This window comes from Pseudoalteromonas sp. MBR-15, assembly GCF_053628915.1.
The window spans coordinates 20,037-45,086 of record NZ_JBRJHH010000004.1 but is presented as its reverse complement, the minus strand read 5'-3'; the positions used below and the strand labels follow the sequence as shown (position 1 = coordinate 45,086).

At 40.4% G+C, this 25,050-nt stretch carries 22 protein-coding genes; 11 read left to right on the top strand and 11 right to left on the bottom strand.

Annotated elements, in window-relative coordinates; translation table 11 throughout:
* Window positions 1–59 precede the first annotated feature (59 nt).
* From ACSSVW_RS06890 to ACSSVW_RS06870, 5 genes are read right to left on the bottom strand one after another with little or no spacing between them, the layout of a single operon-like run.
* Window positions 60–521 carry a DUF2069 domain-containing protein gene (locus ACSSVW_RS06890; RefSeq protein ID WP_036969630.1) on the bottom strand — a complete coding sequence of 154 codons (462 nt, stop codon included), beginning with the start codon at window positions 519–521 and terminating at the stop codon, window positions 60–62.
* Entirely contained in the window at window positions 518–1,072 is a 555-nt protein-coding gene (gene wrbA, locus ACSSVW_RS06885; RefSeq protein WP_074988598.1) for an NAD(P)H:quinone oxidoreductase, read from the bottom strand. The genes ACSSVW_RS06890 and wrbA overlap by 4 nt, the downstream gene beginning before the upstream one ends.
* Window positions 1,072–1,419: an arsenate reductase (glutaredoxin) gene (gene arsC / locus ACSSVW_RS06880; RefSeq protein ID WP_074988597.1), complete on the bottom strand. Its 348-nt coding sequence runs from the start codon at window positions 1,417–1,419 to the stop codon at window positions 1,072–1,074. Before arsC ends, wrbA begins: the two co-directional genes overlap by 1 nt.
* Window positions 1,420–1,474: 55 nt before the next feature.
* Window positions 1,475–2,932, bottom strand: coding sequence for a beta-barrel assembly-enhancing protease (gene bepA / locus ACSSVW_RS06875; protein WP_075594284.1), 1,458 nt, complete (start codon window positions 2,930–2,932; stop codon window positions 1,475–1,477).
* 1 nt (window position 2,933) lies between these two features.
* Window positions 2,934–3,599, bottom strand: coding sequence for a hypothetical protein (locus tag ACSSVW_RS06870; protein ID WP_036969618.1), 666 nt, complete (start codon window positions 3,597–3,599; stop codon window positions 2,934–2,936).
* Between the two features lie 367 nt (window positions 3,600–3,966).
* Between ACSSVW_RS06870 and ACSSVW_RS06865 the strand changes: the two genes are divergently transcribed.
* Both ACSSVW_RS06865 and ACSSVW_RS06860 read left to right on the top strand, forming a co-directional pair.
* Window positions 3,967–5,034, top strand: a complete 1,068-nt coding sequence (locus tag ACSSVW_RS06865; protein ID WP_036969615.1) for an AI-2E family transporter — start codon at window positions 3,967–3,969, stop codon at window positions 5,032–5,034.
* A gap of 118 nt (window positions 5,035–5,152) precedes the next feature.
* Window positions 5,153–7,423 carry an aminotransferase class V-fold PLP-dependent enzyme gene (locus ACSSVW_RS06860; protein WP_454179053.1) on the top strand — a complete coding sequence of 757 codons (2,271 nt, stop codon included), beginning with the start codon at window positions 5,153–5,155 and terminating at the stop codon, window positions 7,421–7,423.
* Window positions 7,424–7,684: 261 nt separating this feature from the next.
* Here the strand turns inward: ACSSVW_RS06860 and ACSSVW_RS06855 are convergent, their stop codons facing one another.
* On the bottom strand, window positions 7,685–8,719 hold the full coding sequence (locus ACSSVW_RS06855) for a LacI family DNA-binding transcriptional regulator (protein ID WP_036969611.1): 1,035 nt from the start codon (window positions 8,717–8,719) through the stop codon (window positions 7,685–7,687).
* A 349-nt stretch (window positions 8,720–9,068) separates the two neighbouring features.
* On the opposite strand from ACSSVW_RS06855, the gene pgi reads away from it, so the two are divergent.
* The 5 genes from pgi to ACSSVW_RS06830 all read left to right on the top strand — a co-directional run bounded on the left by pgi (window position 9,069) and on the right by ACSSVW_RS06830 (window position 17,967).
* A complete protein-coding gene (gene pgi, locus ACSSVW_RS06850; protein WP_454179052.1) occupies window positions 9,069–10,715 on the top strand; it encodes a glucose-6-phosphate isomerase in 1,647 nt (548 codons plus the stop codon).
* A gap of 267 nt (window positions 10,716–10,982) precedes the next feature.
* Entirely contained in the window at window positions 10,983–12,455 is a 1,473-nt protein-coding gene (gene zwf / locus ACSSVW_RS06845; protein WP_036969609.1) for a glucose-6-phosphate dehydrogenase, read from the top strand.
* 5 nt (window positions 12,456–12,460) lie between these two features.
* Window positions 12,461–13,171: a 6-phosphogluconolactonase gene (gene pgl, locus ACSSVW_RS06840; RefSeq protein WP_036969607.1), complete on the top strand. Its 711-nt coding sequence runs from the start codon at window positions 12,461–12,463 to the stop codon at window positions 13,169–13,171.
* 662 nt (window positions 13,172–13,833) lie between these two features.
* Window positions 13,834–16,374: a TonB-dependent receptor gene (locus tag ACSSVW_RS06835; protein WP_180311623.1), complete on the top strand. Its 2,541-nt coding sequence runs from the start codon at window positions 13,834–13,836 to the stop codon at window positions 16,372–16,374.
* Between the two features lie 75 nt (window positions 16,375–16,449).
* Complete coding sequence (locus ACSSVW_RS06830; RefSeq protein WP_421419488.1) at window positions 16,450–17,967, top strand: tryptophan halogenase family protein; 1,518 nt, start codon at window positions 16,450–16,452, stop codon at window positions 17,965–17,967.
* 59 nt (window positions 17,968–18,026) lie between these two features.
* On the opposite strand, the gene ACSSVW_RS06825 is transcribed toward ACSSVW_RS06830, so the two are convergent.
* A complete protein-coding gene (locus ACSSVW_RS06825; protein WP_182396244.1) occupies window positions 18,027–18,737 on the bottom strand; it encodes a DUF6445 family protein in 711 nt (236 codons plus the stop codon).
* 248 nt (window positions 18,738–18,985) lie between these two features.
* On the opposite strand from ACSSVW_RS06825, the gene ACSSVW_RS06820 reads away from it, so the two are divergent.
* Window positions 18,986–19,690 (top strand): SapC family protein, encoded by a 705-nt coding sequence (locus ACSSVW_RS06820; RefSeq protein WP_036969596.1) that lies wholly within the window; start codon window positions 18,986–18,988, stop codon window positions 19,688–19,690.
* 127 nt (window positions 19,691–19,817) lie between these two features.
* The gene (locus ACSSVW_RS06815) at window positions 19,818–20,852 is read left to right on the top strand and encodes an isoaspartyl peptidase/L-asparaginase family protein (RefSeq protein ID WP_036969594.1); all 1,035 of its coding nucleotides are present in this window, start codon (window positions 19,818–19,820) and stop codon (window positions 20,850–20,852) included.
* A 118-nt stretch (window positions 20,853–20,970) separates the two neighbouring features.
* Here ACSSVW_RS06815 and queF read toward each other — a convergent pair whose 3' ends face one another.
* Window positions 20,971–21,816: an NADPH-dependent 7-cyano-7-deazaguanine reductase QueF gene (gene queF / locus ACSSVW_RS06810; protein WP_454179051.1), complete on the bottom strand. Its 846-nt coding sequence runs from the start codon at window positions 21,814–21,816 to the stop codon at window positions 20,971–20,973.
* 59 nt (window positions 21,817–21,875) lie between these two features.
* Between queF and syd the strand changes: the two genes are divergently transcribed.
* On the top strand, window positions 21,876–22,415 hold the full coding sequence (syd, locus tag ACSSVW_RS06805; protein WP_118844162.1) for a SecY-interacting protein: 540 nt from the start codon (window positions 21,876–21,878) through the stop codon (window positions 22,413–22,415).
* A 241-nt stretch (window positions 22,416–22,656) separates the two neighbouring features.
* Here syd and ACSSVW_RS06800 read toward each other — a convergent pair whose 3' ends face one another.
* The 3 genes from ACSSVW_RS06800 to ACSSVW_RS06790 form a co-directional block, all read right to left on the bottom strand.
* A complete protein-coding gene (locus ACSSVW_RS06800; RefSeq protein WP_036969585.1) occupies window positions 22,657–23,430 on the bottom strand; it encodes a Zn-ribbon-containing protein in 774 nt (257 codons plus the stop codon).
* Window positions 23,430–23,696 (bottom strand): hypothetical protein, encoded by a 267-nt coding sequence (locus tag ACSSVW_RS06795; RefSeq protein WP_036969583.1) that lies wholly within the window; start codon window positions 23,694–23,696, stop codon window positions 23,430–23,432. The genes ACSSVW_RS06800 and ACSSVW_RS06795 overlap by 1 nt, the downstream gene beginning before the upstream one ends.
* Window positions 23,697–23,851: 155 nt before the next feature.
* Entirely contained in the window at window positions 23,852–24,082 is a 231-nt protein-coding gene (locus tag ACSSVW_RS06790; RefSeq protein ID WP_036969581.1) for a DUF2789 domain-containing protein, read from the bottom strand.
* A gap of 148 nt (window positions 24,083–24,230) precedes the next feature.
* Between ACSSVW_RS06790 and ACSSVW_RS06785 the strand changes: the two genes are divergently transcribed.
* Entirely contained in the window at window positions 24,231–24,881 is a 651-nt protein-coding gene (locus tag ACSSVW_RS06785; protein WP_118844163.1) for a GNAT family N-acetyltransferase, read from the top strand.
* Window positions 24,882–25,050: the final 169 nt, after the last annotated feature.

Sequence of the window (25,050 nt, the reverse complement as noted above, 5' to 3'; positions counted from 1 at the left end):
AAGTGTGGAGTTTCCGCTTTTATTTCAATAAAAAACGGCAACCTTGGTTGCCGTTTTTGCTATTTTTTAGACTCGCTTTCGTGGGCGGCTTTTTCTTCTGCTAACTCTTCTTTGAGCTTACGAATTTTCAATCCTAACTCTTGCCCTCTATGGCGTGCATAATAAGTGCAACCAATAAACATGAGGCTTGCAAAGGTTAACTCAAGTAACACCCAAATAAGCTGATCTTGGGCTACCCAAAGCAAGGTAAAGCCATGAATAAAATAGAACATGACAATAAAGTTAGCCCATGCGTAGGTGTAGGGCTTGTCTTGAATAATTCCTTTTAATGGCAATAGCAATGGCACAATATAAACAACAAATATAAATGCGTTGCTGTGGCCTTCTCGTGGTGCAATTAAAAACAACCAAATTGGCATTAAAATTAATAAACCAATGTAACCAATTAATGCAAAACGTTGAAAACGCTTTGTAATCGGTTTTTTGGCTACAGGGTGGTTTAACTCAGACTCTGAGCTCATTGTAATTTACTCGCAATCAGTGCCAGACGTTTTCCAACACTCTGACAAATTTTTATTTCGTCTTTACTTAGAATATTGCTGTTATTACTACCCGCGACATGTGTTGCGCCATAAGGCGTACCCCCTGTTTCGGTGCCAAGCAGTTCAGGTACGTCATAGGGAACACCAAGCAACATCATACCGTGATGTAACAGTGGTAATGATAAATTAAGCAGTGTGGCTTCGTTTCCGCCATGCATACTACTTGATGACGAGAAGACACAAGCAGGTTTATCAATCAGCTGGCCTTTAAGCCATAAATCGCTGGTTGTTTCCCAAAAGCTTTTTGCTTGTGAGGCCATCATACCAAAGCGTGTAGGAGTGCCAAACGCAAGGCCATCACAGTTAATCAAATCCTCTTTACTGATCACGATGTCGTGCGGTTGACGTTGTACAAACGTACGCAATAAGGCGTTTGCCCCTTGCTGCTCAATAGCATCGCAAATCTCATGGGCCATGGCTTCTAAAGAACCATGGCTTGAGTGGTATAAAACAACAATATTGGTTGTCATTAAAGCACGCTTAATACGTTTTCAGGTGGACGACCTAGGGCTGCTTTGTTGTTATTTACAACAATTGGACGCTCAATTAATTTAGGGTTAGCAACCATTGCAGCACGCAGTTTGCTTTCATCTTGCTCGTTCTTTAAATCAAGTTCTTTATAGATATCTTCTTTGGTGCGCATTAATTCTCGCGCAGAAGAAAAACCAAGCTGGTCTACAAGCGTTGCGATTTGCGCTTCATCTAGTGGCGTTTTTAAGTATTCAACCACGGTAGGTTGTACGTTATTGCTTTCGAGTAGGGCAAGTGTCTCACGTGACTTTGAACAACGTGGGTTATGATAAATAGTAACAGACATGGTGTGTTCTCTAAATTTATGAATTTGGTTTATTTTAGGGCAAGCGTGGCGAGACTTAAAGTCTCGCTAGTTCTTTTTGCAGTTGACGATATTGTGTTAGAAGTGCTTTTAAGCGTTGTTGCTTAACGAGCTCTTCAGGCTCAACAAAATTAAGCGCTTTTTGAATTTCGTCAGCGGCTTTTAAATAGGCTCCATACTGGGCAAGTACATCGGCATTTGCTTCATGATATGACGCCATATTTTCTTGTTTTTTATAAACAGAGGCAATTAATTGCTTCCCTAAGTTATGTTCTGGCTTTGCTAATAAAAACGATTTTAAAATACGCTCAGCGAGTTCGTATTGTTCTGCTTCAATTGCTGCATTTGCGTAGTTTAGGGTAATTACTTGATTGTTTGGCCTATCAACATCCAGTTTTGCTAAATACGTCACAGCCTCAGCGGCTTTGCCTTGCGCAATAAGTAAATCAGTGTGGGTGTCGATATAAAATAGGTTTTTAGGGTCTTCCTTCAGTAAAGGCTCAAGAATACTGGCCGCTTCATCCAGCTTTTTTTGATCTAACAAACTAATGCCTAATCCGTATTTCAGTGCGGTGTTGTGTACGGTATTTTCACGCATTAACTTACGAAATAAGTCCTCAGCAGCTTTTGATTTCTGGTAATAGCGAGCAATAACTCGGCTTTTTGCTAAATTGAACTCGAGGCTGTCTTCGAAATGTTTTTTTGGATATTGCTCGGCACGTAGGCGGACATCAGACACCCTGCTTTCAGGTAATGGGTGAGTTAACAAAAACGCCGGTGGCTTATACTTGTAACGAATTTGTGCAGCCAGTTTAGTTAAAAATTCACTCGATTGGCGCGGATCGAAGCCGGCATTATTGAGTGTTTGCATACCAATACGGTCTGCCTCTTGTTCTGCAGCTCGGCTGTGTGTTAGTTGGCTAAATGCCGCTTGTGTTTGGTTAGCTGAAATAATAGCAATACCGGCATCGGGAGCAACGACGGTTGCTAAAATACCAGCAATCATACCGGCAATGGTTAAAGCATTATTGTCTTGTTGTTGTTGAATACGACGCGCTAAGTGGCGTTGTGTTACGTGTGCAATCTCGTGACCTAGTACCGAGGCAAATTGACTTTCATTATCGGCTTGTGCAATGAGACCCGTGTGTACACCAACATGGCCACCGTAAAAAGCAAACGCATTTATTTCGGGGTTGTCGATCCAAAAAAATGAAAAGGGGAAACGCACATCATTGGCATTGGCCACTAATCGACGGCCTAAAGTGGTGAGGTATTCATCAAGTACCGGATCAGATACGACAGGGGATGAACCGCGAATTTGCATCATCATAACTTCGCCGATTGCTTGCTCTTTTTCAATCGGCAATGCTTGCAGTGCTGAGGTACCTAAATCTGGAAGCTTAAAATTTGTTTGTGCCTTCAACGGCTCACTATGCAGTATCGAAAACGTTAATAATGCACTGCATAGTGTAATAAAGGCTGATTTTATTCGCATTTTATTCCTTGTTGATTTGTTCACCTAGCATGACTTTGGCTATATCAATTTCGTCGCTGCATGCACGGCTATCTTTTTCGCACAATTGATAGAAATCTTTTATTGTGACTCCATCTAGCTTAACAACGTTCAACTCCCGTTGTAAAAAAGTTATGATTTTATGCACAACTTTATGAGCATGAAGGATCAGTGCTTTATCTGCTTTATCGCCTCGTTCAAAGTAAAATGCAATAAATTTATGTAGCTGATTGATACGAATCAGATTTTTCATAGTATGTGGATCCCACACACGAAACTCCATAAAGCGATTATCTTTAATATACTGATCGACCGTGACATCTTTTGCATAAGGATAAGCCCACAGCTCGAACCCTCGGTCCGTGAAGCTTTGGTGCAAAGCAAGGCGCGGCTTATTATTACACACTATTTCGCCTAATTCTGTTTCGTGTCCATCAAGTATATCAAGATTCCAATTTCGCGGGTCGATAAGCCGCTTTACTGCATTGTCAAAACCATGATCTAAAATACCTTCCGATTCGCTGACCGAAGATGCCACCATGTGATAAAATGGAGGCAATTCCCCCCAATTTATTTGTTTTTTAAACCAATTAATCTCTTTAAGAGTTGGATTCGCTGGTAATTGCGCTTTATTATGCGAGCCAGGCATCGTGTTTCCTTTACTATCCGGTATCCGATAAGGATAAACTATTGCTTTGCGTGTTTTAAGAAAAAAATGACTTATTACTCATTATAAAGACTTATTTTTTAATGAGTGCTGTGATCTAATACTTATTATTCATATTAATTACGTAGTTGATTCGTTATGTTGATGTGTGATTTGCGGCCATTTAAATGCCCGCAACAGTTTATTCAGTTTAAATTAGGGTTAAATAAGGCAGTATCTGCCAATCAATCAGTTACTTTTACATTTAATGCTGCTGAGTCGAGTGAGGATATGCAGCGATTTTTAGAAAAACATCATTACCATTTTAAAATTGACCTAAAATTAGGTGTACTCATTGTGGAGCCAATTCGTGTTTGAATATGTAAAAGCTTGGTACGAAAATAAATTTTCCGACCCCCATTCGGTCACCTTATTGTTGCTGCTAATTGCAACGGTGGCGCTGTTTTACTTTTTTGGCTCTCTTATTGTGCCGGTGTTGGTTGCGCTGGTCATTGCATATTTACTTGATTGGCCTGTTGTTCATTTAGAAAAGCTAGGCATGAAGCGCTTTACGGCCTCTATTTTAGTGATGCTGTTATTTAGCGGTTTGATGATCATGATTTTAATTGGGATGGGGCCTGTACTTTGGCAGCAAACCAGTAATTTAGTGCAAGAAACCCCCTACATGATAGAAAAAGGGAAAGCGCTGCTGCTACATTTACCTGAAGATTACCCCAGTTTAATTACCTCTGAACAAGTTAAGTCGATAGTCAGTAGCGTTGAAGCAAAAGTGATTGAATTTGGTCAACTTGCGCTGTCGGTTTCGTTAACGTCGTTAAAAGATGTGGCTGCTTGGCTTATTTATCTGATTTTGGTGCCACTGTTAGTTTTCTTTATGCTTAAAGACAAGCAAGAATTAACACAAAGTGCTGAACGATTAATTCCAAAACAACGCCGCCTTATTATCCAAGTATGGCAAGAGATGAATCAGCAAATCATGAACTACATTCGTGGCAAGGTGTTTGAAATTTTAATTGTTGGTACTGCTTCATTTATTGCATTTGCGGTGCTTGATTTACGTTATGCAGCATTACTTGGCGTTTTAGTGGGCTTATCGGTGCTTATTCCATTTGTTGGCGCTGCTTTGGTGACGATTCCGGTTGCGGCTGTTGCGCTATTCCAATTTGGTTTAGAGACTCAATTTTGGACAATCCTTATTATTTATGGGGTTATTCAGGCGCTCGATGGCAATGTGTTAGTTCCGCTGTTATTTTCGGAAGCTGTTGATCTGAATCCTGTATTTATAATCGTTGCGGTTTTATTTTTTGGTGGCTTATGGGGATTCTGGGGCGTGTTTTTTGCGATACCGCTGGCATCGCTTGTTAAAGCACTAATTAATGCTTGGTCATCGAAGCAGGTCGACCTTACTCCTAGCTAGCTTAGTATTAAAAGCTATATAAAACGCACTTTACTGACTAATTGATTATTATAATTTACACGTGAAAAATGTAAAATAGGTTATAAGATATATCTTTTAGTAATATGGTGCGTTTTTCATGGCAAATTTTTTTCTTCCAGACGATGCTAATCAGCAGATTTATTTAGATGCAAACGCAACGACACCGGTACTTCCACAAATTGCAGATGTTGTGTCTCATACTATGCAAGTCTGTTTTGGTAACCCATCGAGTTCACACATCACAGGTATTCAAGCAAAATATCTATTAGAACAAACACGAAGCAAAGCACGTGATGTGATTGGGGCGTCTGATGGCGACATATTGTTTACCTCGGGAGCAACCGAAGGTATTCAGACTGCTGTTGTATCGACATTAATAGCGGCAAAAAATCATCAAATTGAAAATCCAGTGTTGCTTTATGGCGCCACAGAGCACAAAGCGGTTCCAAATACACTAAAGCACTGGAACAATGTGCTGGATATTAATGCGCAAGTGTTGGCTATTCCGGTTGATAAATACGGCATTTTAGATCATGAGTTCATCCGCAAGCATGCTGCAAATGCTCTAATGATCTGCACTATGGCAGTCAATAATGAAACGGGTGTGTTTCAAGACTTAGCGGCTATCGAGCAAGTGATCCGCAGTGAAAACACGCGCGTCGCTTGGATGGTCGATTGTGTTCAAGCTTTAGGTAAAACCCGTTTGGCTTTAAGCCAAACCACAATAGACTATGCGCCTTTTTCTGGCCATAAACTGTATGCACCCAAAGGCATTGGGGTGCTATATATTCGTAAAGGCAGTGCATACACTCCGTTTATTGCCGGTGGTGGTCAAGAAAGCGGCATGCGGTCTGGCACAGAAAACTTACCGGGTATTGCTGGCCTGAACGAGTTGTTTTCGTTATTGCTTGATAAAGATAATCACACCTTTAAACCACTAGAGCAGTTACATGCTTTTCGCAAGCAGCTGCATGAAGCACTGATTGATACGTTTGGCAGTATTACGTTTAATCATGAATTTGAGTATTCAGTGCCAACGACATTAAATTTTGCTGTGAACGAATTAACCAGCAAAGAGGTGATGGACTTATTTGATGCTGCGGGTATTCGTGTTAGTGGTGGATCTGCGTGTAGCTCTGGTGCGAATCGCAGCTTTGTACTTGATGCAATGGGCGCATCTGATTGGCAGAGTGAAAATGCAATTCGGATGTCATTTGGTCCAGCGGTAACCGAGCAAGAAATTAATTATGCCTGCGATAAGATCCGCTCGCTTAAACCTATTCTTGAAGCAAATTGCTTGGTGGTTTCGGACAGCACTTCACCGCAACAAGAGGTCTGTGCAATTGGTTTGACTCAATTGCGTCATCAAGCGGCTTGTTGTTGGTTATACGTTGATAGCAATAAGCACGCAGTTGTGATTGATCCAATTATTGAGCTGATACCGCGAATGGCTAAAATTGTCGCAACACAAGGTTTGTTAGTTAAAGCTATTTTAGATACACACAAACATCAAGAACGCTTATCTGCTCGCTGTTTACTTGCTAAAGAACTAGCAGAGCAGTACGTAGGCAATGAAACAGACGAATTAGGCTGGCCTGTTAATGATGAAACAATACCACTTAATACCGCGCGTTTACGTAAAGTTGCGACACCGGGTCACAGCCAAGACAGTGTGAGCTATTTACTCGAAAATAGCCTAACAAATGATGTTAGCTATTGTTTCTGCGGTGATTTAATTCTTCCTGGTGGGTTAGGTAACACAGTAATTAGTGGCAGTGATACGGCACAAATGGTGCAATCATTAAAATCTCTCGCTACGCTGATTGATGATACTACGCTGATTTGCTCGGGACATGATGACCAGCAATGCTTTGCGATGGATTGGCATGCACAAAAAGCGACGACTCCTTTATTAGCGACGTTGCTTAATGGGCAGTTAAGTGAGGCTGAATTTATTGAATTAAAGCAGCAAGCCGATCAACAAAAGCAGCACACAAGTCACCCATTGTGTGGTTACGTTGATGTGCTTGAAAGCACGCCAATGAAACAGCTTACGTCAACGGATGCTAAAGCTATGTTAGGCGATCAAGCAACCTATTTGATTGATACCCGTGAACCTTACGAACATGGTGTGGCTAATCTTGCTGAGGTATTTAATGTTGAGAACGCGAAAGTTATCAATATTCCATTGAGCCGTATGGCAAATGCGATAGTGCAAGGACAACTCGATAAAGCGAAAAATTATATTTTAGTGTGCCGCAGCGGTAATCGCTCAAAGCAGGCTGCAAATAATTTATCGCAATTAGGGTTTGAACATGTTTATAACTTGAATGGCGGACTCGCACTGATCAATTCCAATCAGCAATAATACTTAATTTTTGAGGAATTAAACCTGTCGCGACCTGCGTTAAAAATGCCTGATTTACGACTGCATGTATGCAGAGCAATGCAGAAGCAATTGCCGAGAACATCTATATAACGACATTTTTGCCTTGTTATCAACGCGGTTTTATTGCCTCAAAATAGGCCACTTAATTAAGCGAATTGCTATTAGCGCGACACAGCACCATTGAGTTATAAAAAACAAAGCCGCTATTTATAGCGGCTTTTGTATAGTTGATGTGTTTTATCAGGAGGCGCTGTTAGGCCCTGAGCTTTCACGTATCACCAACGAAGGGGTGAATGTGGTAATAATGTCTTTATCTTGATTGCGCGCACCACGTGTTTTTCTGAATAACAGGCGCGCTGCATGTTGTGAAATCACATCATTAGCCTGATGCGCGGTTGTTAGTTTAGGCCATGTCTGGCGCGAGAATGGTGAATCCTCGAACCCGGTGATTGATAATTGCTCTGGAATTTCAATTCCCATTAGCCGAGACGCGAACAACGCACCGGCTGCCATTTCATCGTTTCCGCCTAAAAGCGCAGTAATTTTCAGTGGGTTGTTCTCACCAAGTAACGCTTTGGCTCCTTCAACGCCTGATTCAAATGAATATTGGCCTTCATAAACCAGTGCATTGTTGAGCGTGATGTTGTGATCTTTTAGCGCAGCTTGATAGCCTTCTAAGCGCTCAGTGGTTGACTTATGCTCTTTGTCGCCGCATAAAAAGCCAATGTTTTTATGACCAAGCGATAATAAATGAGCAGTAATTTCATACGCAGCTTCATAATCGTTCACATAAATACACGTATCTTGGTCTTCGTCTGTAGGGCGGCCAGATAATACACGCACATAATGGATACCCATTTCATCGAGCATATCAATAATACTATTTTGCTCGGATAGTGGGGGAGTGAGGACTAAACCAGCTAAACGAGAGCGTTTTATCATGGTCTTAAAATCTGCTTCCATATTGCTGTCTGTGTAGCTACATGGGTGGATTACAAGTTCATAGCCCTCTTCTTTACAACGAGATAAAACCCCATTTTGCATATCGATAACGTAATAGGCATTCGGGTTGTCATACACTAAGCCGACAGTGAAAGAAGATGTACCCGCAAGATTTCGAGCTGCAAGATTAGGTTGGTAGTTAAGCGTATTAACAGCGTCCATCACGATGTCATACGTTTTTTTTCTGACCGATGGCTCTTTATTGATCACTCGCGAAACGGTTTTCATAGAAACACCCGCAAGTTTAGCTACATCATTTATGGTTACTTTCATACGGTTACTTTATAGTTCGTTATAATTGTATTATAATATTACTCGAAAGATGTGCTCCTGCACGCTTTTCTTACTTAAGTACATTAATATTTAATATAAGTTGTTTAGTGTATCTAATGTTCTACCAAATTAGCAGTAAAATAATTGAGATAATTTTTATGATACCGGTGTCAAAAGAGAAAAATTGCGCTATTATCTCGACTATAAAATGTAAAAGTAGAACATTGACAGCGTTGTCATTTTAACTTAGTGTTATTTTACTTCGTGTTTTTAGTTGCTGTCTTTATTCTAAATTAATAAAAAGATAGTTTTAAATCAGTTTGTTGCAAGTTTTTAGGGGATTATGTTTATGAGCAGCCGTTCGCAATTAGCTAGTTGGCAAGCACTGTCAGAAAGTGCAAAGAAGATGAAACAAATTCATCTTAAAAATTTATTTGCCGAAGATAGTGCGCGTTTCGAACAATTCTCTACTCAAATCCCAGGCTTATTATTTGATTATTCAAAGCAACATATTGATAAAACGGTTTTTGAGCAGCTCATTTCATTAGCCAAAGAGTGCAATGTGAGTGCATGGCGTGAAAAAATGTTCAGTGGTGAAAAAATTAATATCACTGAAGATCGTGCCGTACTTCATACCGCTCTTCGTAATCGTGCAAACACGGCTATTGTGGTTGATGGTGAGAATGTGACCGATGCAGTCAACGCAGAACTGGCTAAAATGAAGACCTTTGTAAATAAGGTGCGCAGCGGTGAGTGGCGTGGTTACACTGGCAAAGCAGTGAAAGATGTTGTCGCGATTGGTGTCGGGGGTTCTAACTTAGGACCGCAAATGGCAACTGAAGCATTGGCCGCTTACGCTGACGATACGTTAAACGTGCATTATGTATCGAATGTTGATGGTGTACAGATTGCATCTGTTTTAAAAGAATTAGACGCAGAAACCACGCTTTTTGTGATTTCTTCGAAAACATTTACAACGTCTGAAACGATGACGAATGCTAAAACGGCTGTTGAGTGGTTTTTACAAGCGGCAGAGGCACAAGCGCATATCGCTAAGCACTTTGTAGCAGTGAGCACAAATTTAGAAAAAACAGCTGCATTTGGTATTGCTGATGAAAACGTATTCACAATGTGGGATTGGGTCGGTGGTCGCTTTTCTTTATGGAGTGCGATAGGATTACCAATCGCGTTGTACCTAGGCTTCGACGCGTTTGAAGCGATATTAGAAGGTGCGTTTGAAGTTGATGAGCATTTTAAAAATGCTGACTTTGAAACTAATATTCCTTTATTAATGGCACTTTTAAGTGTGTGGAATACAAGCTTTTTAGGTCATACGTCGCACGCTATTTTACCGTATGATCAAGCACTGCATATGCTACCTGCGTACTTACAGCAAGGCGAAATGGAAAGTAACGGTAAGCATGTTAACTTTGCAGGGGACACTGTACCGTATACAACCGTTCCAATCATTTGGGGTATGACAGGTATTAATGGCCAACACGCATTTTACCAATGTTTACACCAAGGTAATGTGATTGTGCCAGCTGACTTTATTGCGTCAATTGAGCCGCAAGTGAATGTTGGCAAACACCATGATATTTTATTATCAAACTTCTTTGCACAAACAGAAGCCATGATGGCCGGTGTCGATGCAGAGCAAGTAACAGCAGATTTGACCGCGAAAGGTAAATCTGAAGCCGAAATTGCAGAATTACTGAATCATAAGATTCATCAAGGCAATCGCCCAACAACGTCAATGCTACTAGACAAAGTAGATGCAAAAACAGTGGGTCGTTTAATTGCGCTTTATGAGCATAAGATTTTCTGCCAAGGCATTATTTTAGAAATTTGTTCATTTGACCAATGGGGCGTTGAACTAGGTAAAGGACTTGCCTCTAAAATTGAAGCTGAATTATGTGATGACTCAGTGAGCCATCCTCATGACAGCTCAACCAACGGATTGATCGCTTACTACAAAACACATCGTAAGCAGTAACAGATTCGCAGCATTGCTGCAAAAAAATACCTTTGAACGGGTAGCGCTGGAGTTCTTAGGGCCTGTATTTTTGTGAGAGGATTTACAGAGCCCCTAAGACTCATTTACTTCAGCACACTATAAGAATAATGAGTAAGCTACTTACAAAAAATTCAACAGGCTTTGTTAAGGGAACCTGCTAACACGGCCAAATCATCCGTATAACAATACGCACTGCCATACAACATGAAGTGAACTAAATGGCATTGCCAATGTAGAGAGTGATATATGCTAAATCCATTTGATATCGTAATTTTTGGGGGCGGTGGTGATCTTGCGTTACGCAAATTACTTCCTGCCATGTATCGCGCTTATCAAGAGGGCAACCTTCCTCAAGGTTCACGTATCCTTCCTACCGTACGTGAGCAAAGCAAATGTGAAGAATACATAGAAACTGCGCACAAAGCATTACAAGACTTCTTAGGAAAAGGCGAGTTTAACGCAAAAGACTGGAAAGCCTTTTCAGCATATTTAGTACCCGTTGTCTCTAATGTGACAGAAGCCGATGATGACTGGGATAAATTAAGAGATATTTTAGATGAACACGATACCGACAAGTCTCGTGTTTTTTATCTTTCGCTTCCTCCTGCCGTGTACGGTAGTTGTTGTGAAATTTTATCTAAAAAAGGGCTTATCACGGAAACTTCACGTGTTGTTGTAGAAAAGCCAATTGGTTATTGCGGTGCGTCTGCAGAAGAAATTAATGCCAAAATCGCTGAGTATTTTACTGAAGAGCAAATTTTCCGTATCGATCATTATTTAGGTAAAGAAACCGTACAAAACTTAATGGCGCTGCGTTTTTCAAATTCATTATTTGAAAATATGTGGGATGCAAAGTCTATCGACAATATTCAAATTAGCTTATCTGAAACTGTGGGTCTTGAAAGCCGAGCTGGTTTTTATGATAAAGCAGGTGCTTTGCGTGACATGGTACAAAACCACTTGTTGCAGTTACTTTGCTTAGTGGCGATGGAGTCACCAAATAAATTAACAGCGAATAGCATTCGTACTGAAAAATTAAAAGTACTTGAATCACTGCGTCCATTGGTTGCAGAAGATGTTGATGCAAATATTGTTCGAGGACAATATGTACCAGGTAACCTTGACGGTAAAATCGTCCCTGGTTATTTAGAAGAGTTAAACGAAGGGGCAAGTAAAACAGAAACTTTCGTTGCTATTCGTGCACACATTGACAACTGGCGTTGGGCGGGTGTGCCATTTTATCTTCGTACAGGTAAACGCATGAAGAAGCGTTGTGCTGAAATTGTCGTTGAATACAAAAAAGTATCGCACAATGTGTACAGCGATAAAGTCGGAAATATTGAGCCGAACCGCTTAGTGATCCGACTACAACCTGAAGAAACAATTCAGTTAACCTTGATGTCGAAGCGTCTTGATAACCTTGAAATGCAATTAGAGCCTGTGACAATGAACATTGAATTATCACAAGCTTACAGCAATGGTTTCCATTCTGATGCTTATAAACGTTTAATGTTAGATGCAGCAGCAAATAATCCATCACTTTTCATCCATCGTGATGAAGTTCGTCAAGCGTGGAAATGGATTGATCCAATTATCGAACGCTGGCAAGAAAAAGGGGCACCATCGTTATACCGTGCAGGTAGCTGGGGCCCAGAAGATGCAGATGAGCTACTCGAAGAAAATAACCATGTATGGTTTAACACTGGCGACAAGGCATAATTAAGATGGCTACAATTGTTGAAAAATTCTTTGCAAGCAAAGACGAATTAACAGCTGAGCTTTCAGCAAGTTTAGAGCAACGTTTAGTTGCAGGCATTAAAGATGATGGCCGTGCTGTATTAATGGTATCGGGTGGTTCTTCACCTGCACCTGCGTATAAGCATTTATCTAACCTTGATCTTGATTGGCAAAATATTGATGTTGCAATGGTCGATGAGCGCTGGGTTGATGCCTCACATGACAAAAGTAACGAAGCATTTATCAACAGCACCTTATTGCAAAACAAAGGCGCAGCCGCTAATTTCATTACAATGAAAAATGATGCGTTAACAGCACACAATGGCGTTGCTCAATGTGAAGCTGCTTATCAGACATTAAAGCGCCCATTTGATGTAACCATTTTGGGAATGGGGCCAGATGGCCATACTGCATCGTTGTTTCCACACGCTGATGGATTAGAGCATGGGCTTGCCACTGATGATTTGGTGTGTGCAATAAATGCGATTGAAAGTGATGTGACAGGTAAAATTACTGAAAGAATGACATTAACGCTTGCAGCGATTGCTCATTCAAAAGTGGTTAAGCTGTTGATCAGTGGTGAAGAAAAACTGGCTGTATACAAACAAGCGAAAGAGGGTGGTGATGTTGCAGACATGCCACTTAGAGCAGTTCTTAACCATCCAACAATTAATATTGAAGTTTATTGGGCACCTTAGTTTCTAATCAACATCTCTGTATTTAAAGCGAGCTTAGGCTCGCTTTTTTGTTTCAATAACAAAATATAAAAACGATAGACATCGTAAGAATGACTCGTTATACTTTAAATGACAACGCTGTCATTGATATTGATTTTTATTATCATAACCCTTGACTCTTTCTGCCCTGAAAAAAGTTAACATTTCTTTTCCAGTGACAGTGCTGTTCCAAAATAGTACGTTTTTTTAATTCTAACATATTGTAAAAACAGTGGTTTATTATAACTTTTTGTTATGGTTAATAAGTGGTCACTGGCAAGTTAAGCTTACAAAAAAGTCCAAAAAATGATGTCAATTTCACAAAGTTATCATTTGTGACTTGTCATCAGCCTCATTACTCATGTTATATTTGCGCCGTTTAAATGTAACAATTCTTAAATATCTAATAATTAATTTTCTTCTATATCAATAACTTTGTTTATTTGTTGCCAATTTTTTGCACAAATTCACCAAAAAGATGTAGCACAAATGTAATTTAGAGTGTATGGTTTGTTACTAGATGACAGCGTTGTCATCATCACTGGGCAGAAGTGATATAAAAACCAACAAAATGATTCAAGGGGAATCCTGTGTTAGCTAAAAATTTTAAGAAAAGCTTATTAGCAGTTAATATCGGTCTTGTAATGAGTGCCGGGTTCACTGGTGCTGCATATGCAGCTGATGAAACAAAAGTTCAAGAAGACGTTGAAGTTATTGAAGTACGTGGTATTCGTCGTTCACTTGAAGCGTCAATGAATACTAAGCGCTTTGCTGACAGCGTTGTCGATGCCGTGTCTGCTGAAGACATCGGTAAATTTCCAGATGGTGATGTGGGTGAAGCATTAGGCCGTATTTCGGGTGTTGCCGTAAACCGTCAATTCGGTCAAGGTCAGCAAGTTTCTATTCGTGGTGCGTCTAGTCAATTAACACGTACACTTTTAAACGGTCAAACTGTTGCATCGACAGGTTGGTATGATCAGCAATCAATCGACCGTAGCTTTAACTACACACTTTTACCACCAGAATTAGTTGGTGAAATTCAAGTGTATAAATCATCTCAAGCAGACATTGTTGAAGGTGGTGTTGGTGGTACAGTAATTGTTAATACTCGTAAACCGCTTGACCTTGATGCTGGTACAACTTTCTTAAGTGCGAAAGCAGATTACGGCACAATCTCTGAAGAAACAGATCCACAAGTTTCTGGCTTATTTAGCTGGAAAAATGATGAAGAAACATTTGGCCTGTTAGGCTCAGTGTCTTGGGCTGAAACAAACTATCAACGTAACGGTATTGAGTCACTAATCGGTTGGGGTGATATTGTTCCTACAACGTTCCAACAAGAGCGTGAGCGTACTGCATTAAATGCAACTTTCCAGTACCGTCCTACAGAAAACCTAGAATTAGGTTTAAATATTATGAGCCTTGAGTTAGATGCAAACAACGCAAATACCTCAAACTTCGTAATGTTCCCAGACGATAAAGAAGCAGCATGTGAGCAAAAAAATGCATCAGGTACATGTACTTTCTATCGTCGTACAGGCGAAGGCGCTAACCCAGGTTGGGTTCAAACGTGGGCACGTATCGCTAGCATGACATCTGATACAGCTGATTTCAGCCTTAAATATGAAGGTGAAAACTTTACGCTAAAAGGTCGCTTAGGTACAACTGAGTCTGAAGGTGGTACAGATCTTACTGCAAACTATGGTAACTTTATTGGTGTTCCATCTGATTATGCCGGTACATATGATGCAACGGGCGAAGTAATCAAAATTGATATTAATAACAAATACTTTGAAGCGTCAGACTTTGCTGGTCCATTATCGCCAGCTGGTTGGGCACTTAAAAAGCAACCTAACACAGATGAAGAAACTTACGCACAGTTCGACCTTTCTTTCCCTGTAGAGTTTGGTGCTATTACTGCGATTAAAACAGGTTTCCGCTGGGCTGACCACGAAGTTAAGCAAGAAACTTATTCAACAACGTTAGTTGATACATTACCAAGTGGTGATGGCGAGACATATTACTCTGGTACGATGTCATCAGGCGCTGGTTTTACTTTACCTGAACCAGACTTTGACAAAATGGTTGCAGATGCACGTGCAGCAATTTCAAGTTTTGATAATGATTCAGCAGTATACCGTTCAGGTTACGGCACTATCGAAGAAGAAAACTTTGCAGTTTACGCAATGGCTGAATTCTCTGCGGAATCTATTCGCGGTAACTTCGGTTTACGTTATATCTCGACAGATGCAGAATCAGATTATTATGGCTTTGCAAACGGTGAATACGAAAGCACTCTGAGCACAGATAAAGCAAGCTACAACGATATCTTACCTAGTATCAATATTGCATTCGATATTGCTGAAGATGTTATTTTACGTACTTCTGCTGCACAAGTTATTGCGCGTCCTAATTACACTGATATGTTCTCTGCATCATCATTTGCAGGTTACTCAGATGGCACAGCAAATAACGAAGTACTAACAAAAGGTAACGTTGGTCTTAACCCATTCAAAGCAACACAAGCAGATTTAGGTATCGAGTGGTACTTTGATGGCGACGGTATGGTAAGTGCAACTTACTTCTTTAAAGACATCACTTCATTCGTGACTTCAAGCCAAATCTTGAATCAACAAATTGGTGTTGTTGACCCAGATACCCAAGGCGACAACTGGACTTTATCAACTAAGCTAAATGCAAGTGGCGGTCAAATCGAAGGTATCGAGCTACAAATCCAAGATGGTTTCGACAGTGGCTTTGGTTACTCTGCAAACTATACATTTGTAGATGCACCATCAGAAGCTGAAAATTACCCTGATATGATTCCATTATTCTCGGATTCGTCTAAGCACACAGTTAACTTAGTAGGTTACTATGAAACAGATACCTACTCAGCTCGTTTAGCTTATAACTGGCGTTCAGAGTATATGATCCGTGAGCTTCCTGGTTTCTACGGTAACCGTGAACACCAATCTTACGGTACACTTGATTTCAGTGCGAACTACAGTGTGACAGATAACATTGACGTAACGTTTGAAGCTGTTAACTTAACTGAAGAAGATAGCGTACAAATTGGTGTTGCGCCTTCAGATGCTGAAGTTGTTCCTGAGCTTCGTAATGGCTACCCAGCATGGAGCTTCGAAGGTGAAGCACGCTATAAGCTAGGTGTATCACTTCGTTTCTAATTTAAGTTAGGTAACGAAACTATAAAGCCCAGCGTGTTCTGGGCTTTTTTGTGTGTAAATGATAGCGAGTTAATAATGATTAAAAGAATCGCAATTGTCGGCGGGGGAACTGCAGGGTGGCTGGCAGCTAATCACTTGGGTCACGCTCTCGTTGGATCTGGTATCGAAATTACCCTAATTGAGTCACCCACAATTCCAACGATAGGTGTAGGCGAGGGCACGGTTCCTTCTATGCGCAATTCACTAAAAAAATTCGGTATAAGTGAAACTGACTTTATAAATGAATGCGATGTGACCTTTAAGCAGTCTATAAAGTTCGTGAATTGGCTCGATAAATCAAAACATGGCAGTAATTTTTATCATCACTTGTTTGATCACCCTCATGTATTCGGTGAGCAATTAACCGACGCATGGCTCAGACAAAGTAGTGATTCAGACTATGCTTCATTTGTTTCAAAGCAACATGCCTGTTGCGAGCATAACCTGGCACCAAAAACAATTGCCACGCCAGAATATGCAGGAGTTAATGGTTATGCTTATCACTTTGATGCGAAGAAGTTTGCTGCTTTTTTAGGGCGTCATGCGCAGAAACAATTTGCAGTTAAGCATCGTTATGCTGAAATTGAAGAAGTAATAACAGACCAAGATGGCTACATTACTCAGCTTATTGATACTGATGGAAACGCCACAGCGTTTGATTTTATTATTGATTGTTCAGGGTTTTCCGCGGCATTTATTGGTCAGAAGCTGGGCGTTGGGTATATCGATAAGTCAGACTACTTATTGACGGATACTGCAATTACGATTCAAGTTCCAACCAATCCTGAACAAGAAATCCCACCTTATACTATTGCCACTGCACACCAAGCCGGGTGGATTTGGGATATTGCTCTCACACAGCGAAGAGGAGTTGGCTTAGTCTATTCATCAAAGTACATGACGGAAGAACAGGCTTTAGTTAAGTTGCATCGCTATTTAGGTAATCAATTTACTCACCTTACTCCTCGTAAAATACCGATTAAAGTGGGACGGCGAGAAAAAATGTGGCATAAAAACTGTGTTGCTATTGGTTTGTCACAAGGCTTTGTTGAGCCCCTAGAAGCCACGGCGATACTCATCGCTGACTTTTCTGCTAATTTACTTTCAAAACGTTTTCCTCGGTGCAGAGCCGATATCGCTTTAATCGCAGATGACTATAATCGCCAAGTAAATTATGTATGGGAACAGACTTTTGATTTTATAAAAATGCACTACTGTGTCTCCGATCGTACTGATTCGGGTTTTTGGCGTGAAAACCGAAATAAAACACAGATATCAGATAAGCTTAAACATAATTTAGCGCGTTGGCAGCGGTTTGCACCGCAACGCGAAGATTTCGAAAGTAAGTTTGATCTGTTTGATCTTGAAAATTATTTATATGTGCTTTTCGGTATGAAATATTTGCCGACGTTAAACACCGGTCACTCTGACAAAAAGGCACATGAACAATTAACTCAGTTAAAGCAACAACGTGTTAATCAGCTACTAGCCGAGTTACCGACGCACCGGGCATTATTAGCCAAAATTAAGATGTTCGGCATGCAAAAATACTAATTTATATCAGGTACATATAACTGGCTGTTAATTTTATGAATTGATGGCCACCTCGGGTTTTAGTCAATTCTAAAAAAAGATGAAATACTTAACCGACAGTTCCCTATTGTGGGCTCATTTGTTGGTGCTTTAATGATGGCAGCGCTATGAAGTAAATTGCTTTTATAGATCACAACACGATTTTCTTTAGCCTCAATATTGACCACTTTTTCAAATAACTCTGTACTGGTATTTAAATAACCTTGATGCGTACTTTCATATTGCTGCATGTCATTGATCATTTCAAAAATTATCTCTTTATTATCGGATCCCACTTTAATTACGTTTGCAGGTAAATACTTGTAAATACCAGTTCCTCCCCATTCTTTACCTGATAAGTAGTGCACCGCAGCGAATGTTTTGTCATCGGTTGAATCGATATGTGGCATACGTTGTAACGGCGAAAGCTCGTTCGGTTTTTGGGTCACGATCGAGAGTTTACACTTGTGTAAATAAAGGGTGTTTTCGCCACTGACTAATATGCCTTTATCAATTAACTCTGCCATTAATTGTTCAAAAACGCGATAATAAGGGGCGGGCATTTCATCACGCTTACCAGGGTATAATGTACCGTCGCTCCCTGGAGGTTGGAAATAGGCAACCTCTGATGCAAAGTGATAAACAGGTGCTAAGCTGGATAAAAAGTCATCAATAATGATTACATTGTCGTTGATTTCATTAATATGAATGACTTGTGTTTTATAGTGCTTATTTAATTGATAACTTTCCATTATAGGCTCAGTAAACATAGTATTATTTATTGAATATACTAACAAAAATAATTACTTAAGCGTGACAATATTTACTTCATTGATGCTGTTTTTTTAGTCAATTTAAAGTGTAAGTAAAAACAGCTCGGTTTGTTAATTAATAATGTACAAACTGCCACAAAATTTTCACTTCCTTTTTGTTGCCAAAACCTATAGGCTTTGGGCACTAACAGCAAAAAACATATTATAAAATTTAATGGAGCAGTATCATGGCGGAGCAACAAGTACAGCCTTTACATAACGAAAAACATGCCAACACTAAAATTCAAAACGGCATCAACATTGAGTTCATGAAAACTCAGCATTTAGTTCCTGTGGTTGCACACGAATTTGCACGTATCGCAAATGAATTCCCAATGGCATTTGTTAAAAACAACGAGTCAGGTCAATTTCAAGCCGTTGCGTTATTTGGTCTAGAGCCAGGTGAAAACCTTTTCATTCAAGACGACAAGTGGACAGCTGCATTTGCACCAATGGCAATGACTCGCTACCCACTGGGTCTTGTTAAGCACCCAGAAGCTGACCAATTTGGCATCGTTATCGACGAAGCAAGCCCTTTAGTTAGCGAAGAAACTGGTAATGCACTTTTCGAAAATGGTGAAGAAACTGAGTACCTTAAACGTCGTAAAGAAGCGCTTGTTTCTTTCATCGAGTTTTCTCAAGTAACTGAAGCATTCACTAAATACCTTGCAGATAAAGAACTACTTGTAGCACAAACGCTAACAGTAGAAATCAAAGGTGAGAAGAAAGACATTAACGGTATCTACCTGGTTGATGAGAAAAAACTTAACTCATTAAGCGATGAAGAGTTCTTAGACCTTCGTAAACGTGGTTACCTAGCACCTATCTACTCTTTCTTAACGTCTACTCATCAAGTAGCACGTTTAGCGCGTTTAAAAGCGGCTAAAGCTTAATTTTAAACAGCAAACAGAAAAGCGCCGTTAGGCGCTTTTTTTGTTTCTTTCGTCGGTTAAAGCTTGAAAAACAGTCGTAAATTATTCACATTGGGCTTACAAACTACACTCAATTTAAGTGCCCACTATGCTAAGAACATTACTCACTTCAGTCGTTGCATTCAGTGCGTTAACGACAAGCACGTTTGCTTACTCAGCAGAGCAACCATTCGCTATTGCCATTCATGGTGGAGCGGGAACCATCGAGAAAAGCCGTTTTACCCCAGAGCAAGAAAAAGCCTACCGTGCAAAATTAAAAGAGGCGGTTGAAACAGGCTATTCTGTGTTAGAAAAAGGCGGAGAAAGCTTAGATGCCATCACTGCGGCAATCAATGTACTTGAGAATTCACCTTATTTTAATGCAGGGCGTGGTGCGGTATATACCTACGACGGGACACACGAATTAGATGCGTCAATCATGGATGGCCGTTCTCGTCAAGCCGGTGCCGTGTCTGGTGTAAAGCATATTGAAAATCCCATTAATCTAGCGCGTTTAGTGATGGAAAAATCGGTGCATGTGATGTTAAGTGGCCAAGGAGCCGAAGAGTTTGCAAAAACTCAGGGCATGCCATTGGTCGAAAATAATTTATTTGATACCGAAGACCGATATGAAGCTTTACTAAAAGCCAAAGAAAAACTCGATAAAGAGAAAGTGACCAGCAAAGATTACCAAGCAGCACATAAAGCGTTACCTGTTAATTACAAAATGGGCACGGTTGGTGCCGTTGCACTAGATAAAAATGGCAACATTGCGGCAGGTACTTCAACGGGGGGAATGACAGCTAAACGCTTTGGACGCGTTGGTGATGCGCCTGTGATTGGTGCGGGCACCTTTGCCGAAAATGCATCGTGTGCTGTGTCGGCAACCGGCCATGGCGAGTACTTTATTCGCTACAACGTTGCCGCAGATATCTGCGCACGTGTGAAATACCAAGGTAAAACGATTGCTGAAGCGGGTAACGAAGTCATCCACGATGTATTAATGCCTGTTGGTGGCACTGGCGGCGTAATTATTATTGATACGAAAGGCAATATTAGTTTGCCGTTTAATACTGCTGGCATGTATCGCGCGAGTAAATCAAATACAACACCAACGTATGTTGCGATCTTCAACGATGAGTAATGAAGCTGGGCTGTTAAAAAAGAAATCGACGCGTTAATCTCTTCTGCAATGCTGCTTAACGATTAGATAAGCAATAAAAAACCGAGTTCTACTCGGTTTTTTATTGCTTGAGTTTTGCTTATTGGCGATTAATTTTCACGTTAAAGGGGGTTGCGTCTTGATTCGTCGAGCGATAAGGATTGATATCTAAACCACCTCGGCGTGTATAGCGAGCATACACTTCAAGCTCATCAATGTTTAAGTGCTGCATTAAGTCACAGTAAATACGCTCAACACATTGTTCGTGGAACTCATTGTGAGTTCTAAACGAAATCAAATACTTTAATAAGGCTTCGTGACTGATTGCTTGGCCTGTGTAACGAATGATCACGCTGGCCCAATCTGGCTGAGAGGTGATTAAACAGTTCGACTTTAAAAGGTGGCTGTGTAAGGTTTCAGATACCTTTTCATCATGGCTATGGCAAAGCGATGTTGCATCAATGTCATAACTTGAGATTTCAATATCGAGATCATCAATACACTCACCCGGTAGCGCACTAAATGGTAAACAATTATGATCATCTGCACGATACAAAGTAACGTTCACGTTTGCATTCACTGCCGCTGACAAATCGCGTGTAAGTGCTTGGTGCACTTCTTCAATCGATGCAAAGCGAGTTTGGTTAAAACTATTCAAATAAAGCTTGAATGACTTTGATTCAATAATATGACTACTTTGGCAAGGAAACACGAATGTAGCGACAGCAACCATCGGCTTACCTTTACTATTTAGCCATGATAATTCATAGCCTGTCCAAATATCTTGGCCCTTAAAAGGTAAGTTATCTTCGCTCACACCGAGTGCATCGCGGTTTAGTTTACGGGCAATAGGAAACAACAAGCTAGGTGTATAGGTATCAACATAGTCCGTTGACTTACCAAGCACGCTGTTTTTCAGTTCGGGGGAGTTGCTGTAATCTGTCATCTTTACACTTTTGTGGTTACAATAACGGCATTATACCTAAAGCTAATGAGTTTCGCAGTATGTCTGTTTCTTCAAAACTGGATAAGTTACACCAAGCATTTAGTGAAAAATGCCTAGAGCGTACAGGAAAGCTTCCTGTCATTGAACATGACACCGCTTGGCCAAGTCCTTGTGAACACGGTGAAGTGGACGAGCAAGGTTTAATTCAATGGCGTGCCGTTGCGCAGCAGCCAGCAGGTTCTTTAGATGACCTAGCCAGTGCGCTTGAGCTTCGCTTCCCTGAAGGGTTAAATGCGTTATTTGGCCACCTTTATGCGGGCAACGTGCTGTTAAATATAAACGATCATCATATTGAGTTATTACAAGCATGGAATGAAGACGATTTTAGCCGCCTGCAACAAAATATTACCGGGCATGTGCTTATGAAACGTAAGTTAAAACAGCCTGAGACCGTATTTATTGGCCTCACAGAGCAAGATGATTTGCTGATTACGGTGTTAGTTGAAAACGGTCAGGTGTGTTTAGAATACGTGGGCAAAAAACCGCACCATGTACTTGCTAACAGCATTAGTGAGTTTTTAGATATGGTAACGGTTTAATACCAACCTGCAATAATACTTAATCATTTTGAGGGATTAAACTTGTTGCTACCTGCGTTAAAAATGTCTGATTTACGACTGCATGGATGCAGAACAACACCTAAATAACGACATTTTTGCCTTGTTATCAACTCGGTTTATTGCCTCAAAATAGACCACTTAATTAAGCACAGTGGTATTAATTAAGCGCATTGCATTGGTATAGTTTAATAAACAAAAAGGGGCTGTGTGCCCCTTATGTTTACTGAAAATCCCACGATATATTCGATACAAGGCCACAGGGCTCACATCTAAAATCAAATAAGCCAAACCATGGCTCAGGCAGTTTCCAGTCACCATCACAGCTAGGACAACGTCGTTTGAGTTCTGATTCTTTATCAATACCACCAACACGATATAAGTAATAGTAGACAGGTTTTTTAGTCAAATAACTTATTCGCTTAGTAATGTCTTTACCACGACGATACAAATCACTTTGTGTGCTCGCCATTTCCTCAAGGGCTGGAAACTCGCAACGCGTAGCGCCATTGATCTGGATTTGATCGCATGCTTGCCAGTCTTCTTGCCATTTTATCAGTGTTTTGTAATCACCATTAGCAATGGCTGGAATACGAAACAGGGGGACAGGCAAAAAGTCATCACCACAATAAAGTGGGCTGCAGGTATGCACATAAGTGGTGTATAAAATATAACACGATGGGTCCTGACACGCGTCAGCCCCATTTGAATGTATATCTTGGCCGATCACTTTAACTTTAGGCGCTAACAATCCCGCCGAGTGCAGTTGCTCAATGCTGTGTTTAACAAACGGGCTGTTGTTAAGCGGGTGCATCGCATCTTCGGTTGGGCACATAACACGCGTAATAAAATAGCCATCTTTTAAAACAGTGGGGAATTCATCACCGATTATTTGGCCATTAAATCGCAATGCATTCACAAGGCGGTTTATTGCCTGTTCAGCAAGCTCTAGGGTGGTATCTTGGTAGCAATCAAAAGTCAGATCGACAACAAACATTATTTTTTCTCAAGTAATGCTAATAACCTATCTAGTTTTGCTTCAATACGATCTAATTGACTTTCTTTTGGCGCACTAACATGTTCATTTGACGGGTTATTAATGAAATTTTTAATTGAATCCGGATTGTTTTTATACTGACTAACAGCTGCAATAATTACAGGCATTGGCATCGGTTGTGATAGTTTGCTTTTTGTTAGCGCAACTGTAGGGGTTTTACCTTCATCAAGAAGGGTTTTAATTGCATCAAATACAACGGCATTCATTTTTGTATAAACTCTTATTAAAGAATAAAAAGCACTGTAGCGTATGGGCTGCAATGCGCGCGTATGGTAGCAATAATAGAGGTGATGTGAAATTACTTTCCTTATCCATAACCCAAAATTGGCAGATTTTAGGCTATGGATAACTAATCGTGTGTTTATTGACGCAATCGGGCGTCTAATTCATCAATAACCTCACTCCACGCCCCATCTTCAGCTAAAGATTCTGCTAGAAAATGTTGCTGAGCTTCGTCCCAGAATGGAGCCTCCTGTAGTAGGGTGGTATCAGACAGCTGATGCGAGGCAATAAATGCATCGATTTCACTTTCTTTGCTGGGTAAACCTAATTGTGCAAATAAGGTCGAAATATCATGTTTTGTCGTATCCATAATTCTGCTCCTTGTGTATGGCGGTCTTTATTACTGCTCAACCATAATAATGATGAACAGCAGTTTAACTCACGCTGAATTTGTCTTTAATCGCGCTTGGGTATATACCTTATAGTCTAGTACTAAAAATAATAAAACACAGAAAAGGATGAGTATGACAACTGTTGCTGAACCCGAGACCTTACGTGTGCAATACCTAAGTGCTGAAGATATCAGCACGGCCGCTAGTCTTATTTACCAAGCCTATCATGATGACCCCGTACTTCAGAATGTGCTGGGCTACAAAGAAGATAATCCCAGTAAGTATGAAACCAAACTACGCGCTTTAGTACGTGAAGAGCTCGCGAGCTTTTGGCAAGAAAAACAACCTTTAATTGGTTTGTACTCGCAAAGTCGATTAAAAGCTATTGCATGCGTGTTTGATTCATCCAGTGAGTTACAAGCAGAGCGCTATTGGCACTGGCGTTTAAAGTTAATGCTTAGTGCAGGATATTTACAGACAAATCAACTTATTGAAAAAGAGCGCACAATTCGTGAAATGTTAGCTGAAAAAGGGCAGTATTTGTTTTTAGCGTTTATCGCTGTAGACCCTCATTTTCAGGGACAAGGTTTAGGGCGTTACTTACTTCGAGGACTAGATGATTTAGTAGACAGCCACCAACAAGTATCGGGTTTAGCCGTCTTTGTCACACGTGGTGAGCAGCGTGAATTCTTTAGTTCCGAAGGGTTCGAAGTCTTTAAAGCATTAAGCTTTAATCAGGTCGAAGGTGAGTTAATGTTCAAAGCGGCGAAAGAGTAATTGGGACGTTTTGGAAAGTAGCGTGTGCGATTTCTCTTACATTGCTGTGAGTATTATCACTTTAATACAGTTATTTTTGTACCTAAAATGACTTATTTAAATGATTTATAAGGATTTATTGTTTTTTGCAATTTTGTGACTTAAGAAAAATTACTTTTTATGCCTATCT